Annotated in this window: 15 protein-coding genes; 12 read left to right on the forward strand and 3 right to left on the reverse strand. The window is 62.6% G+C overall.

Annotated features, from left to right (window positions below; genetic code table 11):
• Positions 1–21: 21 nt before the first annotated feature.
• From N687_RS0116890 to N687_RS0116905, 4 genes are all read left to right on the forward strand, one after another.
• Positions 22–1,461, forward strand: a complete 1,440-nt coding sequence (locus N687_RS0116890; protein ID WP_029422980.1) for an arsenic transporter — start codon at positions 22–24, stop codon at positions 1,459–1,461.
• Between the two features lie 19 nt (positions 1,462–1,480).
• Positions 1,481–2,161, forward strand: coding sequence for a hypothetical protein (locus tag N687_RS0116895; protein ID WP_029422981.1), 681 nt, complete (start codon positions 1,481–1,483; stop codon positions 2,159–2,161).
• Between the two features lie 331 nt (positions 2,162–2,492).
• Entirely contained in the window at positions 2,493–3,248 is a 756-nt protein-coding gene (gene hemQ, locus N687_RS0116900; RefSeq protein ID WP_029422982.1) for a hydrogen peroxide-dependent heme synthase, read from the forward strand.
• Positions 3,249–3,262: 14 nt separating this feature from the next.
• Entirely contained in the window at positions 3,263–3,637 is a 375-nt protein-coding gene (locus tag N687_RS0116905; protein WP_029422983.1) for a DUF423 domain-containing protein, read from the forward strand.
• A gap of 79 nt (positions 3,638–3,716) precedes the next feature.
• On the opposite strand, the gene N687_RS0116910 is transcribed toward N687_RS0116905, so the two are convergent.
• Together N687_RS0116910 and tlp are read right to left on the reverse strand one after the other, a co-directional pair.
• A complete protein-coding gene (locus N687_RS0116910) occupies positions 3,717–4,328 on the reverse strand; it encodes a Maf family protein (protein ID WP_029422984.1) in 612 nt (203 codons plus the stop codon).
• Between the two features lie 105 nt (positions 4,329–4,433).
• Positions 4,434–4,661: a small acid-soluble spore protein Tlp gene (tlp, locus tag N687_RS0116915; protein WP_029422985.1), complete on the reverse strand. Its 228-nt coding sequence runs from the start codon at positions 4,659–4,661 to the stop codon at positions 4,434–4,436.
• A gap of 146 nt (positions 4,662–4,807) precedes the next feature.
• On the opposite strand from tlp, the gene N687_RS0116920 reads away from it, so the two are divergent.
• From N687_RS0116920 to N687_RS0116940, 5 genes are all read left to right on the forward strand, one after another.
• Positions 4,808–6,118, forward strand: a complete 1,311-nt coding sequence (locus N687_RS0116920; protein WP_051663378.1) for an MFS transporter — start codon at positions 4,808–4,810, stop codon at positions 6,116–6,118.
• Between the two features lie 110 nt (positions 6,119–6,228).
• The gene (locus N687_RS0116925) at positions 6,229–7,401 is read left to right on the forward strand and encodes a solute carrier family 23 protein (protein WP_231493518.1); all 1,173 of its coding nucleotides are present in this window, start codon (positions 6,229–6,231) and stop codon (positions 7,399–7,401) included.
• 255 nt (positions 7,402–7,656) lie between these two features.
• On the forward strand, positions 7,657–7,857 hold the full coding sequence (locus N687_RS0116930; protein ID WP_029422988.1) for a hypothetical protein: 201 nt from the start codon (positions 7,657–7,659) through the stop codon (positions 7,855–7,857).
• A gap of 234 nt (positions 7,858–8,091) precedes the next feature.
• The gene (locus tag N687_RS0116935; RefSeq protein ID WP_231493634.1) at positions 8,092–9,399 is read left to right on the forward strand and encodes a M20/M25/M40 family metallo-hydrolase; all 1,308 of its coding nucleotides are present in this window, start codon (positions 8,092–8,094) and stop codon (positions 9,397–9,399) included.
• An 82-nt stretch (positions 9,400–9,481) separates the two neighbouring features.
• Positions 9,482–10,654: an MFS transporter gene (locus N687_RS0116940; protein ID WP_029422990.1), complete on the forward strand. Its 1,173-nt coding sequence runs from the start codon at positions 9,482–9,484 to the stop codon at positions 10,652–10,654.
• Between the two features lie 19 nt (positions 10,655–10,673).
• Here the strand turns inward: N687_RS0116940 and N687_RS0116945 are convergent, their stop codons facing one another.
• Positions 10,674–11,969, reverse strand: a complete 1,296-nt coding sequence (locus tag N687_RS0116945; protein WP_029422991.1) for an NAD(P)/FAD-dependent oxidoreductase — start codon at positions 11,967–11,969, stop codon at positions 10,674–10,676.
• A gap of 177 nt (positions 11,970–12,146) precedes the next feature.
• On the opposite strand from N687_RS0116945, the gene N687_RS0116950 reads away from it, so the two are divergent.
• The 3 genes from N687_RS0116950 (at position 12,147) to N687_RS0116960 (ending at position 15,814) form a co-directional block, all read left to right on the forward strand.
• A complete protein-coding gene (locus N687_RS0116950) occupies positions 12,147–13,202 on the forward strand; it encodes a LacI family DNA-binding transcriptional regulator (protein ID WP_051663379.1) in 1,056 nt (351 codons plus the stop codon).
• Between the two features lie 20 nt (positions 13,203–13,222).
• Positions 13,223–14,494: an MFS transporter gene (locus N687_RS0116955; protein WP_029422993.1), complete on the forward strand. Its 1,272-nt coding sequence runs from the start codon at positions 13,223–13,225 to the stop codon at positions 14,492–14,494.
• Between the two features lie 150 nt (positions 14,495–14,644).
• The gene (locus N687_RS0116960; protein WP_029422994.1) at positions 14,645–15,814 is read left to right on the forward strand and encodes an iron-containing alcohol dehydrogenase; all 1,170 of its coding nucleotides are present in this window, start codon (positions 14,645–14,647) and stop codon (positions 15,812–15,814) included.
• The last annotated feature ends 91 nt before the right edge of the window (positions 15,815–15,905 follow it).

Here is a 15,905-nt window from a genome sequence, read left to right on the forward strand (position 1 = left end):
ATGGAGGGTCAGATGGCGATCATGGGTCTGTTTACTGAGTTGCTCACAGTAACTGCCTTCCTGTTGACCGTCGTGTTTGTTTTCTGGAGACCCAGAGGTATGAATGAGGCGATACCAGCCTCATGTGGTGCAGCACTCGTGCTGCTGAGCGGGAGCGTTACGTTGGCGGATCTAGGAACCATCACGACAACTGTTGGTGGAGCAGCGATCACCATCTTGGCGACGATGGTCATGGCGAACATCTTAGAAAGCTTTGGGTTTTTTCAATGGGCTGCGGACTTGGTGGCAGCGAAAGCAAAAGGGTCGGGGATACGACTCTTCTGGTTGGTAAACCTGTTGTGCTTTCTCATGACGCTCTTCTTCAACAATGATGGAAGTATCCTCATTACCACACCGATTCTGCTCATCTTACTGAGAAAACTTGGTCTCAAGCCGCACCAGCAAATCCCATATTTGCTGAGCGGAGCGTTAACGGCGACCGCGTCGAGTGCGCCAATTGGGGTAAGCAACATCGTCAACCTCATCGCCCTGAGAATCGTGGATATGTCGCTCTACATGCACACTGCGATGATGTTTGTCCCAGCTACACTCGGTTTGTTCGTTATGGTTTGCCTGCTATATCTCTATTTTCGTAAAAATCTGCCAAGAAAACTGAAAACGACTCCGGTGGGACCGTGCGAATATCCGATACCCGGATACCATCCACATCATCCACCACACCCGCACCGATATTGGCCGGAACCTTGGCAGAAGTGGGAAGCGGCGCCGTTCACTGCAAAAGTCGCAGCGCCATCCCCTCTAATGCAACGGTTGACCCATCCAAAGGCAAGGAATAAGTTCATGCTCAATATTTTCCTCTTTGTCTTCGGCGTTCGCGTCGCCTTGTTCGTTGCGTCGTACGTTGGCATCCCGGTTCCTTTGGCAGCCGTGACGGGTTCCGTTGTACTACTCATTTGGCGTTGGATATACGCAAAAATAACGCCCGTAGACATGATCAAGAAAACCCCGTGGTACATTTTGGTTTTTGCTTTCAGCATGTACGTGGTGATCTATGGTCTGTACAAGATTGGATTGGCAGATTGGATTGTGCTTCATTTGCATCCCATTGTGACGGGGAGTTTGTTCCATTCCGCCTTCATCATGGGGATTCTTGTCTCACTCATGTCGGATTTGTTCAACAATCACCCGGCGCTGATGATTGGAACGCTGACGTTGACAAAAATGCACCTCACCCCCCTTGCCTTGAAAGTCAGTTATCTTTCGACGGTCATCGGCAGTGACATGGGATCGCTTCTCTTTCCGATGGGAACGCTCGCCACATTGATGTGGATGCACATTTGCCAGAAAGGCAAAGTCAAAGTCAGTTGGGGCAAATATATACGCACCACAATCGTTGTGATTCCGGTTACGGTTGCGTTCACATTGACCGTGTTGTATTTCTGGGTGTCCACTTTATTCTAAGCCAAAGGAGAAGTCGGCGATGAATTTCCTGCATGAACTTACTGGAAAGTATGTCGATATAGAATTGTCCGGGCACAAGTATTTTAGCGGCCCGTTACTGGAAGACGGCCCCGACATCCTGGTCATCCATCAAGCGCAAACGGATAGCGTGTACTACATTCCGTTGGTCCACGTTCAAAGAATTGGCCCAATTTCAGACGGGAATGAGGTGGCACCTTTACCGACTCGAGACCATCCATTCCGTGCCGATAACGAAACCACCTCGTTCCGGAAGGTTTTGATGCACGCCAGAGGTCATTTTGTAGAAATCTATGTGTCTGGCAAAACCACCATTCACGGATACCTGACGAGCGTCATGAATGATTACTTTGTGTTCCATTCGCCCGTTTACAAGACGATTTTCGTGAATATTGAGCACCTGAAATGGATCATGCCCTATCCGGACAATGTGATTCCCTACGCGCTGGATGCGGAGTCCGTTCCGCACCGTACGGCACCTACTTCGCTTCCAAGAACATTCAAGGAACTATGCAAAAGACTGACGGGAAACATGGTGGTTTTCGATATGGGGGATGACCCAAACAAGATTGGGCAATTGAAGGGTGTCGACCCAGACATCAACCTGGCAGAACTGTACACAGCCAATGGGGCAAAACAGCTTTTGAATCTACACCATTTGAAGACGGTATACCTACCATAGCCCCGTCACGAAGAAGTGAGGTTCCATTCCATTCCACGCGATGCCTCAGAGGATAAGAATTCCCGACGAGCGAGTCAAGGAAACGAAAGAAACGCCATCCTTGACTCGCTGAGTCGGAGCAGCGATCACCATCTTGGCGAGGATGGCGACACAACAGTGTATGTTCAATACCCCGATGACGACCACTGTTGTTCTGAAATCGATGGAGGTTTGTACCGGAGCGGCGATTGCGTTACTGTATGGATAGTATAGACGGCGCGGGGTTGTGCCGCCTATGCACCCCATCACACCGGCGGGGGCCGCCGGATCTTGAAAAAGGAGTCACGGACCGATGAACGAAGCGGTTGAGACGTTGGAAGGTTGGTACGCGCTGCACGACATGCGGCGGATCGATTGGAGGGCGTGGCGGTCCATCTCCGCCCAGGAGCGCGCCCGGGCGGTGGACGAGCTCATCGCCCTGACGCGGGCGTTCGCCGAGGTGGAAGGGCAGCGCAAGGGGGCGTACGGCCAGTACCACATGGCCGGACACAAGGCCGACCTGATGTTCCTGCACATGCGCCCGACCATCCAGGAGTTGAACGAGGTGAAGGCGCGCTTTCAGAAGATCCGGTTTGCCGATTTTACCGAACCCACCTATTCCTACGTATCGGTGGTCGAGCTGTCCGCCTATCTGGGCAAGCCGGGGGTGGATCCAGACACGGACCCTTACCTGCAGGGCCGCCTCAAGCCGGTCCTGCCGAAGACGGAATACGTGTGTTTCTATCCCATGAACAAGCGCCGGCAGGGCGAGGACAACTGGTACATGCTGCCGATGGAACAGCGGCGGGAGATGATGAAGAGCCACGGCTTGATTGGCCGTAAATACCATGGGAAGGTGACGCAGATCATCACCGGATCGGTGGGCTTGGACGACTGGGAGTGGGGGGTCACGCTGTTCGCGGACGATCCGCTGCACTTCAAAAAGCTCGTCTACGAGATGCGCTTCGACGAGGCAAGCGCCCGGTTCGGCGAGTTCGGCGGCTTCTACGTCGGGAACCGCCTGGGCGACGAAGGGCTGGCGCGGTTGCTCCACCTGGAATCGCGCTGAAAGGGGAGAGGCTGATGTACCGAGGTTTCATCGTCGCCGGCGGGATCTTCGGCTTCCTGGCGGTGGCTCTGGGGGCGTTCGCCGCCCACGCGCTCAAACAGCGCCTGAGCCCGGACCGGCTCGAGGTCTTCCAGACCGGTGTCCACTACCAGGCGACGCACGCGCTGGCGCTGCTCTTGGTCGCCGCGCTCGCCGCCGTCCTCGGCGGGTCCAGCCTGTTGGTCTGGGCCGGGTGGCTGTTCGTCGCCGGCATCATCCTGTTCTCCGGCAGCCTGTATGCCCTCACCCTGACGGGTGTAGGGGCCCTCGGGGCCATCACCCCGGTGGGCGGGCTGTGTTTCCTCGCCGGATGGCTGATGGTGGTCCTCGCCGGCCTCCGCGCCGGCTGATGGAGGGCCGGTATGAGAGGGGCCCCGCGTCTGCCCGTCCACGGGCGCCAGCTGGGGTCCGTCTCGCCGGCCTCTTAGGTTAGAAAACGGTCACGCCGAACCGCTCAAGGATTTCGGCCAAGAGGCCCACGGGCAGCCCCACCACGGTGAAATAGTCCCCTTCGATCCGCTGGACGATCGTCGCCCCATAGCCTTGAATGGCATACGCGCCCGCCTTGTCCATCGGTTCGCCGGTTTGGACGTAGCGCCAGATGTGTTCCTCGGTGAGAGGGCGCATGGTCACCCGCGTGATCGAATGGGCGATCTCTTCCCGGCCGCTGGGGTGGTGGCGGACGCACAGGCCGGTATACACCTCGTGGGTCCGGCCCTGCAGCCGTGACAACATGGCGACGGCCTCGGCCTCGTCCGCCGGTTTGTTCAAGAATTCTCCATCGATCACGACGGTGGTGTCCGACCCGATGACCAGGGCCGGGGCATGGCTCCGTGAAGCCAGACGGTTCGCCACGGCCCGCGTCTTACGCGCGGCCAGGGTCTCCACGTACTGGGCGGGCGGGATCCCCGCGGGGACATCTTCGTCCACATGGCTCGGCATGACCTCGAACTCGAGGCCGAGGGACGCGAGGAGCTCCTGGCGCCGGGGCGACCCGGAGGCGAGGATGAGCGGAATAGTCTGTGTGGACGACGCTGCCATCGGCATCACCTTGGGATTCGGTTGCATTTGTAGAGAGCATACCACATTCGGGCAAAAACGGGCCGCCCGGCCAACGTCGCCGGGCGGCCCCGGTGTGTACAAGGACTAGGTGCGCTGCTGATAGGCCGCCTCGTCCTTGATCTCTTCGCGGAAGCCCTCGATGGCGGCCTCGCGACGCTCATTCTTCGCTTCCAACGCCGCCTTGTCCTCGGGTCGCATCTCCTCGCCGTGGGCCTTCAAGAAGTCGCGGGTCTCGCGGATATTGGCCATGGTGTTTTGAATGGCATCGGCGATGTGCTCGACATTATCCGAACGATCATCCGGTTTCGGCATCCTGTGGACCTCCTCGCTGTTGGGTGAACAGGCGTATTCTGTGCACCTGGGGCCGGGTTATGCGAGGTGGGTGAACACGGCCCCTTCCCAAGCCGGAAACCTTGTGTTATGCTCTCTGGACTGAGGAAAGTTCACAGGAGGTCATCATGCAGACACTGCTTCGGATGGCCGTCGATTACCGGGATGCGATTACAGGCGCCCATCGCAATGTCCGCCTGTTCTTTTTGGCTGCTTTTTTGTCTCAGATGAGTGGCGGTTTTACGAGCATCCTGTACAACTTGTACATCAAGAGTTTGGGTCTGCCGGACACGGTCGCGGGTGCGTACGTGTCAGCCTCGTCTCTGGCGGGGGTGATCTCTCTGGTCCCCGCGGGGATCATCAGCGACCGCCTGGGCCGCAAACGCGCCATTGTCGGCGCAGGGCTGATCAGCGCGGTGGTGTCCATCGGGCAGGTGTTCGTGACCCAACCGTTTTGGATCGTTGCAAGCGCTTTTATCAACGGACTGGTGCAGTCGGTGATCTGGGTCTCCATCCTGCCGTTTCTCGCCGAGAACACGGCCCAGGAGGAGCGCTTTCACCTGTTCAGCGTGAACTTCGCCATCGGTTTGGTCGCGCAGGTGCTCGGCAGTTTTATCGCCGGCTCCCTGGCGCAGGGATTGGGGGCGTACCTAGGCCCGGTGTGGTCCATTCGCGCCGCCCTGTTGGTGGGCGGGGTGTTTGCCATTTCCGCCGTCATCCCGTTCTCGCGCACCGAGGAGATGAGGCGTCCGGACCAGCCGGAGGCAGGTCCCCCGGCGCGCCGCGCCGGTTGGAGGGAGATGTGGCCGCGCCTCGCCGCGGAGCGGGAGCAGTTCGCACTGATTGTGAAGTTCACCGTCTGCTCCGCGCTGATCGGGTTTGGAGCGGGACTGGTCATCCCGTACCTCAACCTGTACTTCGCCGAGAGATTCCATATGGCCAAGGCAGGGATCGGCTTGGTCATCGGCTTGGCTCAGGCGTGCACCGCGCTGGCGATGTTCGTCGGGCCTGCCTTGGCGAAGCGCTTCGGGCCCGTCCGCGCGGCGGTCGGCTTGCAGATGGCTTCCATCCCGTTTCTGCTCATCACCGGGTGGGCGTCCAACGTCTGGCTGGCTTCGGGTGCGGTCATCGTCCGCAATGCCCTCATGAACTCCGCCAGCCCCATCCAGGACTCGGTGATGATGGCCTTGGTTCACGAGGATGTCCGGGGCTTGGCCGTCAGCTTGGGACAGACGTTGTGGACGCTGGGATGGGCGGTGATGGGGCCGGTGAGTACCCAGATTGTTCACCTGTACGGCCCGTACACGGGTTACGCCATCGCGTTCAGCGGGACGGCCTTGCTCTATCTGCTGGGATCGTCCCTGTACCGGATCTGGTTCGGCCGGTACGAATCCAAGGTGTACACCCCTGAGGCTGAGGCGGACGCCGCGGCGTTGTGAGGACATCCTTCGTGTATAACGATACCCCTGACACGGTGAAGATACCCTTGTCGGTTTCGTAGATTCGTGATAGATACAAGAGGGTATGTCTTCATGTGAGGGGGATGCATGTGCGCCTGTTGCGCGCAATTCCACTGTCCGTTCAGCACGTGTTCGCAATGTTCGGCTCGACGGTCCTGGTCCCGTATCTGACCGGACTCGATCCCGGTTCCGCACTGGTCGCCAGCGGCGTCGGCACGCTGGTGTTCCACTGGATCACGAGGGGCAAGGTGCCGACGTACCTGGGTTCTTCGTTCGCTTTCATCGCCCCGTTGACGTTGTTTGTGACCAAGCACCACTCACCCAGCCAGGCGGTGGCCGGATTACTCGCAGTGGCGGTCATGTACGCGCTGGTGTCATTGCTCGTGACCGCGGTCGGCTTCCAGCGCATTCGCCGGGTGATCCCGCCGGTGGTCGTGGGGCCGGTGGTGTCCATCATCGGCCTGGCCCTCGCAGGTACGGCGGTCTCGCAGATGGCGGCCGTGCGCTGGGATGTGGCCCTGGTCAGCCTCCTCGCGGCCATCGTGGCGTCGCTGGCGGGAACGCGCCAAATGCGGATCGTCCCCATTTTGGTCGGTATCTTCATCGGGTACATCTACGCCTGGGTGCGGGGCGCGGTCGACTTTACTGCGCTGCACGCGGCGCCGGTCGTGGCCCTGCCGCACTTCACCGCGCCGGCCGTGACGCTCGACGCCATCCTGGCGATGGCTCCCATCGCGCTGGTGACCATGATTGAGGACCTCGGCCACATGTTCGTGCTGAACGAAATCATCGGCCGGGATGTCACGAAGGACCCGGGCTTTCCGCGCATCCTCGTCGGCAATGGGGTGGCGACGGCGCTCTCGGCGTTCCTCGGGGGCCCGGCCCAGACCACCTACGCAGAGAATCTCGGCGTGCTGGCCATCACGCGCCAGTTCTCCAGCCGCATCATCCAGGGTGCAGCGGTCATCGCCATCCTGCTCGGGCTGTTCGGGAAGGTGGGAGCGCTCATCCACACCATCCCCGTCCCGGTGATGGGCGGGATCAGCATCCTGTTGTTCGGGATGATCGCGGCGATGGGCATCCGCCACGTGATTGAAGAGAAGGTCGACCTGACGAACATGAAGAACCTCATCGTGGTGGCCGTGATCTTCATCGTCGGCGTCGGGTACCCGAACAACGGCATCGCCTACGCCACGCTGGCCGGGCTCCTGGTGCACTGGCTCTTGCCTGACCTCAATCGCAGGTCCGAAGACGCCCGCTGAGTCGGGCCGCCGAGACGCGATCCTGGCTGTCCGGACCCAAGGTTCCTCCGCCACAGGGGCGAGCGTCCTCAGCGCCGCCCCTCCTCTCTACTTTTCGGAAGCCTTCTGGTATTCTTATCGTTGGATGTTCCGTCATCCGAAACGATGGGAGGGGGCGTAGGATGCGGCCTTTCAGCGGGGGCTGCGCGGGTCATGCGGCGAGCCCTGCTGGGGCAGGCTACACCTGTTTGGCCCGCCGTGACGGAGGTGCGTGCGATGACATCCTCTCGACGCAAGTCCATCGGCCGCGGCGACGAGGCGTCCGGGCCGGTGATGAACGCGCTCGCGAGCCGGAGCATGGCCCGCGGGGAGCCTGTGGACAAGCTGCTGCACCATCGGTACGGCACGCCGCAGGTCGGGAAGTATTCCCGCCGCCTCGGCGGGGAGTTGGGCGCTTCGGTAAGTCATTTGCAGTGACCCTTCATGGACAGCGGGGTTCCGGGCTCGCGCCCGGGCGCCCGCGCATTCCGCGGAGCCAAACGGCCGCCGTCGCGCCTCCGGCGCCCGGCGGTCGCGGACGCTCTCGGCATGCTATGGATGTTTCGCATGGGTGCACGAGACATGTTCAAGTCGGTCTTTGAGACGAGCAGAGGAGGCGTAGGCGTGAACTGGAGAGCACAAGTGCAGGAGAAGTTGCCGGAAGCCATCGCGATGCTGCAGCGCTACTGCCGGCAGCCGAGCATCTCGGCGCAGGGTGTGGGGATCGCCGAGACGGTCGCCATGGTTCGGAAGATGATCGAAGGCTTGGGCGGAGAATGCCGGGTCCTCGACGACTGCGGCGGCAATCCGGTGGTGTACGCCTGCTTTGAACCGGGGCCGAACGGGAATCCGAACCGGACGCTGTTGTTTTACAACCACTACGACGTGCAGCCGCCCGAACCGCTGGAGGAGTGGACGGTGCCGCCGTTCGGGGCCGAGATTGTGGACGGGAAGCTGTACGCTCGCGGGGCGGCCGACAACAAAGGGGAGTTGGTCGCGCGGCTGAACGCCATCGCCCTGTTGAAGGAGAACGGCGGCTTGCCCTGCCGGGTCAAGTTCCTGATTGAGGGCGAGGAGGAGATCGGGTCGCCCGCGCTGCCAAGGTATCTGGAGAAGTACGCCGACCTGTTCCGGGCCGACGCCTGCATCTGGGAGTTCGGCGGCAAAAACCAGTACGAACAGGTGGAGCTGGTGGCGGGTATCAAGGGGATGTGCTACCTGCAGTTCTGGTGCCACGGGGCGGACGTGGACGTGCACTCGTCCATGGGGGCGGTGCTCGACAACGCGGCGTGGCGTCTGGTTCACGCCCTGGCGACCCTGAAGTCGGCGGACAACCGGATCCTGGTGGAGGGATTCTATGACGACGTGGTGACCCCGTCCGAAGCGCTCAAGCGAATTGCGGATGAGCTGCCGGTCGAGGACCTGAAATCTCTCTACGGGCTGCGCCGGCCGCTCATCACCGGAGACGCCAACCCGAACTACGCCCTGTTGTTCGAGCCCACCATGACCATCTGCGGGATCGAGAGCGGCTACACGGGCGAGGGCAGCAAGACGGTGCTGCCCAAGCGGGCCCAGGCAAAGGTGGACTGCCGTCTGGTGCCGAATCAGGACCCGGACGACATCCTGCGCAAGGTGCGGCGCCACCTGGACAAGCACGGGTTCACGGACGTCGAGGTGACGCAGATCAACGGCGAGCGGGCGTACCGTTCGAACCTCGATCACCCGTTTGTCCAGATGGTGATAGACACCGCCAGGGAGGCGTACGAGGCGGAGGTGGTCCTGCACCCGAACTCGGCTGGGACGGGGCCGATGTACCCGTTCGGCGAGTTTCTGGGAATGGATCTGCCGATTGTCTCCACCGGTTGCGGCTGGTGGAACTCGCGCGCGCACGCGCCGGACGAGTCCATCCGCGTGGCCGATTTCGAACGCGGCATCCTGCACATGGTGCTGCTGATGGAACGGTTTGGCGAGAAGATGTGAATCGGCGCGGACCGAGCGGGCGCGCGGCGATCACGTCGTCGCCGGGAGACGGCGGGCGGCCCACCAATACCGAGGAGGGCGTATGAACCGTTCCCTGTGGCTGTACTACATCAGCGAAGTGTTTCTCAGCGCCGGCATCGGCGGCGTGGGGTTCGCTCAGCCGTTCTTTTACCGCGCGCAAGGGCTGGATGACGCGCACATCGGCCTTCTCTTCGCCACGACCTCGTTCTCTGCGGGGCTGTGCGGGCTGTTGCTGGGATCGGTGGCCGATTGGCTGGGTGCCTCCAGGGTCTTCCGGCTGGCGACGCTCATCATCCCGCTCTCTTACGTCTTCACGGGGATCAGCGGGGGCTGGGTCGCCTGGCTCGCCTGCGCGGCCTTCACGGGGCTCGGCAACGCCCTGTTGACGACGACAGAGAACGTTGTGTTGACCTCGCTTCAACGGGGCAAGGAGCGGGCCGGGGTCCTCAGCCGCTTCGTCGCGCTGTACATGTGCGCCATGGGGTGCGGGGCGGTCGCGGCCGGGTTTCTCAGCACCTGGACCTCCTACCGCACGGCGTTGCTCGGCGCCGCAGGCCTGGCGATGGCGGCGCCCCTCATCCGCGCCTTCGTCCGCGCGCCGGACGCCCGGGCCGCGCACGCCTTCCGCATGCCGAGCGGCCGGATCCTGGCGATGAGTGTGTACACCCTCCTGTTCGGGATCGCGTTCGGCCTGTTCAATCCGTTCGCCACCTTGGTCTTGAATGGCGTGTTCCATGCGGGGGATCGTCTGACGTCCACAGTGTCGGCCTTGTCCACGTTCATGATTTCGCTGAGCGCCCTGACCGTCGCGGGCTTGGTGCGCCGGCTACGGTATGGGAACACGCTCGCTCTGAGCTTCGGTGTGGCCGCTGGGCTCACGCTGGCCCTGGCGTTCGCCGGTCAGCCCTTGGCGTTCAGTGCGCTGTTTCTGCTCCGGGCCGGGTTCATGAACATCCCGGGCTCGCTGGTCGATGCGCTGTTCCTGGAGCACACGCCGCCCACGGAGCACGCGCAGATGTTCGGCGTGCGGGTGTTCGGAAACAGCCTCGGGAATGCCATTGGATCGTCTCTCGGCGGCGTGATCCTGGCGACTGCCGGGCACCGGGGGATGCTCTGGGCCTCTGCGGCCATGTTGGCGGCGGCCGGCGCGTACGCGCTTTGGCTGCTGCGCCGCGTGGCGCGGGGCGCACAGAGGCGCGCGCCGGTGCCGGAACGGCCGGCGGGAACGACATGACCCCAGGACAACCGGGCCTTCATGCTCGCAGCGACAGGGCCCTCTCGGCGGCACACGTGCCCGCCAGATGGCCGGTGGAGAAGGCGACGGTGATGTTGTAGCCGCCCGTGTGCGCGTGCACGTCCATCACCTCGCCCGCGAAGAACAGCCCCCGGCAAAGCTTCGACTCCATCGTGCGCGGGTCGATCTCTTTCACCGACACGCCGCCGCCGGTCACGGTCGCCTGCGCCAGGGGCAGCGTCCCGGTGATGCGGACCGGAAACGCTTTGAGGAGCCGGGCCAGGCGTTCGAGATCGGCGTTGCGGGCATTCGCCAGCGTGAGCTCGGCCGGGATTCCTGCGCACTCGACGATCACCCCGGCCAAGCGGTCCGGGAGGAGGGACTCGATCACGGTGCGGACTCGCTTGCGGGGCTCCGCCTGGCGGCGGTTCGCCCAATCCGCCATGAGATCAGCCATGGGCCACGCCGGCAGGGTATCGATCTCGACGGTCAACGCCACCCCCGGATCGCGCCGGCGCGCCGTGGAGACGTAGTGGCTGCACCGCAGCGCCACCGGGCCGCTGAGGCCGAAGTGGGTGAAGAGCACGTCTCCCTGTTCCTCCGTCAGACGCTTTCCGCGGCCATCGCGCACGATCGCGGTGATGCCGCGCAGGGAGATGCCCTGCAGACGGCGTTCGCGGATGAACGGCTCGTCGCTGGTGAGGGGGACCTCGGTGGGATACGGATCGACAATGGTGTGGCCCAGACGGCGGGCCCACGGGTAGGCGTCGCCGGTGCTGCCCGTCTTCGGGACGCTGCACCCGCCGGTGGCCACCACCACCGAGCGCGCCGACACTTCGCCGCCGCTGCGCAGGCGCACGCCCCGAATCTCGCCGTCCTCTGCCAGCAATCCGCCCACCGGACAATCTTCCCACACCTCGGCGCCCGCGTCATGGACCTTGTTCACCAACGTCTTCACGACCGTCTCCGCCTTGTCGGAGACGGGGAACACCCGCCCGCGGTCCTCCTCTTTGAGCCGGATGCCCAGGGATTCGAAGAAGCGCCGCACGTCTTCATTGGAAAACCGGTGGAGGGCGGAGTACAGGAAGCGCCCGTTGCCGGGGATGTTCTTCATCAGCTCTGGCAGGGGCTTGGCGTTCGTTACATTGCAGCGGCCGCCGCCGGAGATGCCCAGTTTGCGCCCGAGGCGATGGCCTTTTTCAATTAAGAGCGTGTCGGCGCCAGCTTCGCATGCGGCGATAGCGGCCATGAGCCCGGCCGGGCCGCCGCCGACCACGACGACGTCGCGCACGGATGGAGAGGAAGCAGATGTCATTGACACGGTGTCACCTCGCACACGTCGAGTGTACGGGACCCTCCAAGACGAATCAAATCGTGTCTCTTGCAGGGACACGGCGAGCCTGTTATCGTAAGGATAGAAACCGGTTTCAGGGAACGGTTTCAATGAGGTCTGCTTGTCCGGATGGCGGGCCATTCGGAGAGGAGGGAGCATGTGGCGGATCGCCCCAGGCGTGACAGGAACAGGCCGGTCACGATTCTGCACGTGGCGCGCGCGGCGGGCGTGTCCAAGACGACGGTGTCACGTTATTTGAGCGGGCACTACCACCTCATGTCCGTGGAGACCCGGCACAAAATCGAGTCCGCCATTGCGGCGCTCGACTATCGGCCCAACCAAATGGCGCGCGGCCTGAAGCGAGGGCGCAGCGGGCTCGTGGGGATGGTGGTCGCGGACATTGCGAATCCGTTTACCGTGGATGTCCTGCGCGGCGTGGAGGACGAGTGCAAACGCTGCGGCATGAACCTGCTGCTGTGCAACACAGGCAACGATCCGGAGCAGGAGCGGGAGTACATTTTCATGCTGCAGGCGCACCGCATCGATGGACTCATCATCAACACGACTGGGCAGAACAACGCCTTTCTCAAGGAGTTGGCGCACGACCGAACACCCATCGTGCTGGTGGACCGCAAGGTGCCTGCGCTGCCTTTTGACACCGTGTGCGTGGACAACCGGCAGGCCACCCGTGCGGGATTGATGCACCTGTTGGAACAGGGATACCGGCGCATCGCCTGGTTCACCGAGCCCGTGGGCGGGATCAGTTCGCGCGCGGAGCGGGTCAGCGCCTATCGAAAGGTGATGGAGCAGCAGGCGGGACAGGGAACGGACGATGTGTTTGAGGTAAACGTCCGCGTCCCGGGAGAGGTCGAAACGCAGTTGGCGAAGTTCCTGTCGGATACGGCAGGGGAGGCGCGCGCCGTGTGCTGCGCCAACGCGGTGGTGGCCCTGCGGGTGGTGCAGGGGTTGCACACCCTCGGGGTGCGCGTTCCGGAGGACGTGGGCCTCGTGGCTTTCGACAATCCGGATTGGGCGGGTTTGGTATATGGCGGCATCACCGCGATCGAACAACCCACCTACGCACTTGGGGTCGCCGCGATGCGCAGGGTGTGGGCGCGCATACAAGCACAGGATGAGATGCCGCCGGAGCTCATTGAACTTCCGGCGCGCTTGGTCGCCCGCGGTTCTACCGCCCGGGCGGCACATCTGACCTGAATTTGGTAGGAGGGGTGAAGATGGACGCACAGGCGAACCTGTCCAGCAAGCGCTGGGCACGTCTCATACCGCTCGCATTTATCACGTACAGTTTGGCCTATTTGGATCGATCCAACTACGGGTTCGGCGCCGCGTCCGGCATGGCCAAGGCGCTGCACATTACGCAAGGCGCCTCGTCCTTGCTGGCCGCCCTGTTCTTCCTCGGCTACTTCTTCTTTCAAATCCCCGGTGCGCACTATGCGGAGCGCCGGAGTGCGAAGAAGTTGATCTTCTGGAGCCTGATCCTGTGGGGGGTGTTGGCGTCCCTGCAAGGGGTGATCACGAACATCCCGCTCCTTTTCGTCGATCGTTTCCTGCTCGGCGTGGTGGAGAGCGCAGTCATGCCGGCGATGCTGATCTTCCTGAGTCACTGGTTCACCAAGGCCGAGCGATCCCGCGCCAACACGTTCCTCATCCTCGGCAATCCGGTCACGGTGCTGTGGATGTCCGTCATCTCCGGCTACCTGGTGCACTGGTTCAGTTGGCAAGGGATGTTCATCATCGAAGGCATCCCGTCCATCCTCTGGGCGTTCATTTGGTGGAAGCTCGTCGACGATGAGCCCGTTCAGGCGAAGTGGCTGACGGAGGCCGAGAAGCAGGCCGTGACGGGCGCGTTGCAGGCCGAGCAGAAGGAACTGAAGGTCGTTCGCAACTACCGGGAGGCGTTCCGCACGCCGTCGGTCGTCCTGCTCGCAGCCCAGTATTTCTTCTGGAGCATCGGGGTGTACGGATTTGTCATCTGGCTGCCTTCGATCATCAAAGCGGCTTCCAACACGGGGATCGTCGCCACCGGCTGGTTGTCTTCGCTGCCATATCTGCTGGCGGCCATCCTGATGTTGGTCGCGTCCCAGTATTCCGACCGCACGCTGAACCGCAAGGGCTTCGTGTGGCCGTTCCTGTTGGCGGGCGCCGTCTGTTTCTACGCCTCGTATGCCCTGGGTCCGTCGCATTTCTGGATCGCCTACGTGCTGCTCGTCCTCGCAGGCGGCATGATGTACGCGCCGTATGGGCCTTTCTTCGCCATCATTCCGGAAATCCTTCCGCGAAATGTCGCCGGCGGCGCGACGGCGCTGATCAACAGCATGGGGGCGCTGGGCTCCTTTGTCGGGTCGTACTTTGTCGGTTACCTGAACGGTGTGACCGGCGGACCGGGGGCATCCTATATCTTCATGGCGGTGTCGTTGGTCGTGGCCGTGATCCTCACGCTCCTGGTCCGTGCGCCGCAACACCGTGCACAGGCCATCGCGGCGTGAACCGCAACCCGTTGAGACTGGACCGCCGAGACCGGGCGGACGCACCGGTCCCGGCGGATTTCACGTTGGCGCCCCGATTTCGGTACAATGGGGAAGGTCGGGCCGGCGAGGACACGCCGCCGGCCCGCTCACCGAAAAGGAGGCCGACACGTGAATCCTTTCCGCTTTCACAATCCCACAGTCCTGTATTACGGCAAGGGCCAGATCGAACAGCATCTGGCGGCTGAGGTCACGCGCTATGGCAATCGGGTGCTGTTGGTGTACGGGGGCGGCAGCATCAAGCGAAACGGCCTGTACGACAAGGTGATGGGCATTTTGAAAGAGGCGGGTGTGCAGGTGTTCGAGCTGCCCGGTGTGGAGCCGAACCCGCGACTCACCACCGTCTACAAGGGGATCCAGGTCTGCCGCGACGAGCACATCGACCTGATCCTGGCCGTCGGTGGCGGGTCCGTGATCGACTGCGCCAAAGGGATCGCCATGGGGGCGAAGTTCGACGGCGACATCTGGGACGTGTACCAGCGCAAGGCGAAGGCCAACGACGCGCTGCCGCTGGGCACCATCCTGACACTGGCGGCCACGGGTTCGGAGATGAACGCCGGCGGCGTCATCACCAACTGGGAGACGAAGGAGAAACTCGGGGGCAGCGCGCCGCCGCACACGTTCCCGCGCTTTTCCTTCTGCGATCCCGAGAACACCTTCACCGTCCCGCGCGACCAGACGGTGTACGGCACGTGCGACATGCTGGCGCACTGCTTCGAGCATTATTTCCACCCGACCCACAACACGCCGCTGCAGCAGCGGCTGATTGAGTCGGTGATCGCCACCATCATCGAGACGGCGCCGAAGGCGCTGGAGAACCCGACCGATTACGACGCGCGCGAGACGATGATGTACTGCAGCACGATGGCTCTCAACGGGATGATCAATATGGGTGTTGAGGGCGACTGGGCGTGCCACGCCATCGAGCACGAGATCAGCGCCATCTACGACATCCCGCACGGCGGCGGGCTGGCCATCGTGTTCCCGAACTGGATGGACTACGTGGTCGACGCCGGGCCGGAGCGGTTCGCGCAGCTGGGGACGCGGGTGTTCGGGATCGATCCCGCCGGAAAGTCGGTGGATCAGCTGGCCCGGGAGGCGATCGCGGAGGTACGTGCCTTCTTCCGGCGCATCGGGGCGCCGCAGCGGCTGGCCGACTACGGGATCGGCGACGAACACATCGAGCGTATGGCGGAGCAGGCGGTGCGCTTCCGCAAGCTCGGCTCGTTCAAGAAGTTGGACAAGGAGGACGTGGCCGAGATCCTGCGTCGCTGCCTGTAAGGCTTGAGGTTTTCGCCCCCCTTCGGATGATGGAAAAAAGAAGAGAGGCGGTCCCGGAAGTGCCGAAGCACTTCGGGACCGCCTCTTTCGA

It is taken from the genome of Alicyclobacillus macrosporangiidus CPP55 (assembly GCF_000702485.1).
In the GTDB taxonomy this organism is placed as follows: Bacteria; Bacillota; Bacilli; order Alicyclobacillales; family Alicyclobacillaceae; genus Alicyclobacillus_H; species Alicyclobacillus_H macrosporangiidus_B.

Excerpts from the sequence above, each read along its gene's own strand:
- N687_RS0116890 (WP_029422980.1), top strand. The coding sequence starts at position 22 with ATGGGTCTGTTTACTGAGTTGCTCACAGTAACTGCCTTCCTGTTGACC.
- N687_RS0116895 (WP_029422981.1), top strand. The coding sequence starts at position 1,481 with ATGAATTTCCTGCATGAACTTACTGGAAAGTATGTCGATATAGAATTG.
- hemQ (WP_029422982.1), top strand. The coding sequence starts at position 2,493 with ATGAACGAAGCGGTTGAGACGTTGGAAGGTTGGTACGCGCTGCACGAC.
- N687_RS0116905 (WP_029422983.1), top strand. The coding sequence starts at position 3,263 with ATGTACCGAGGTTTCATCGTCGCCGGCGGGATCTTCGGCTTCCTGGCG.
- N687_RS0116910 (WP_029422984.1), bottom strand. The coding sequence starts at position 4,328 with ATGGCAGCGTCGTCCACACAGACTATTCCGCTCATCCTCGCCTCCGGG.
- tlp (WP_029422985.1), bottom strand. The coding sequence starts at position 4,661 with ATGCCGAAACCGGATGATCGTTCGGATAATGTCGAGCACATCGCCGAT.
- N687_RS0116920 (WP_051663378.1), top strand. The coding sequence starts at position 4,808 with ATGCAGACACTGCTTCGGATGGCCGTCGATTACCGGGATGCGATTACA.
- N687_RS0116930 (WP_029422988.1), top strand. The coding sequence starts at position 7,657 with ATGACATCCTCTCGACGCAAGTCCATCGGCCGCGGCGACGAGGCGTCC.
- N687_RS0116935 (WP_231493634.1), top strand. The coding sequence starts at position 8,092 with ATGCTGCAGCGCTACTGCCGGCAGCCGAGCATCTCGGCGCAGGGTGTG.
- N687_RS0116940 (WP_029422990.1), top strand. The coding sequence starts at position 9,482 with ATGAACCGTTCCCTGTGGCTGTACTACATCAGCGAAGTGTTTCTCAGC.
- N687_RS0116945 (WP_029422991.1), bottom strand. The coding sequence starts at position 11,969 with ATGACATCTGCTTCCTCTCCATCCGTGCGCGACGTCGTCGTGGTCGGC.
- N687_RS0116955 (WP_029422993.1), top strand. The coding sequence starts at position 13,223 with ATGGACGCACAGGCGAACCTGTCCAGCAAGCGCTGGGCACGTCTCATA.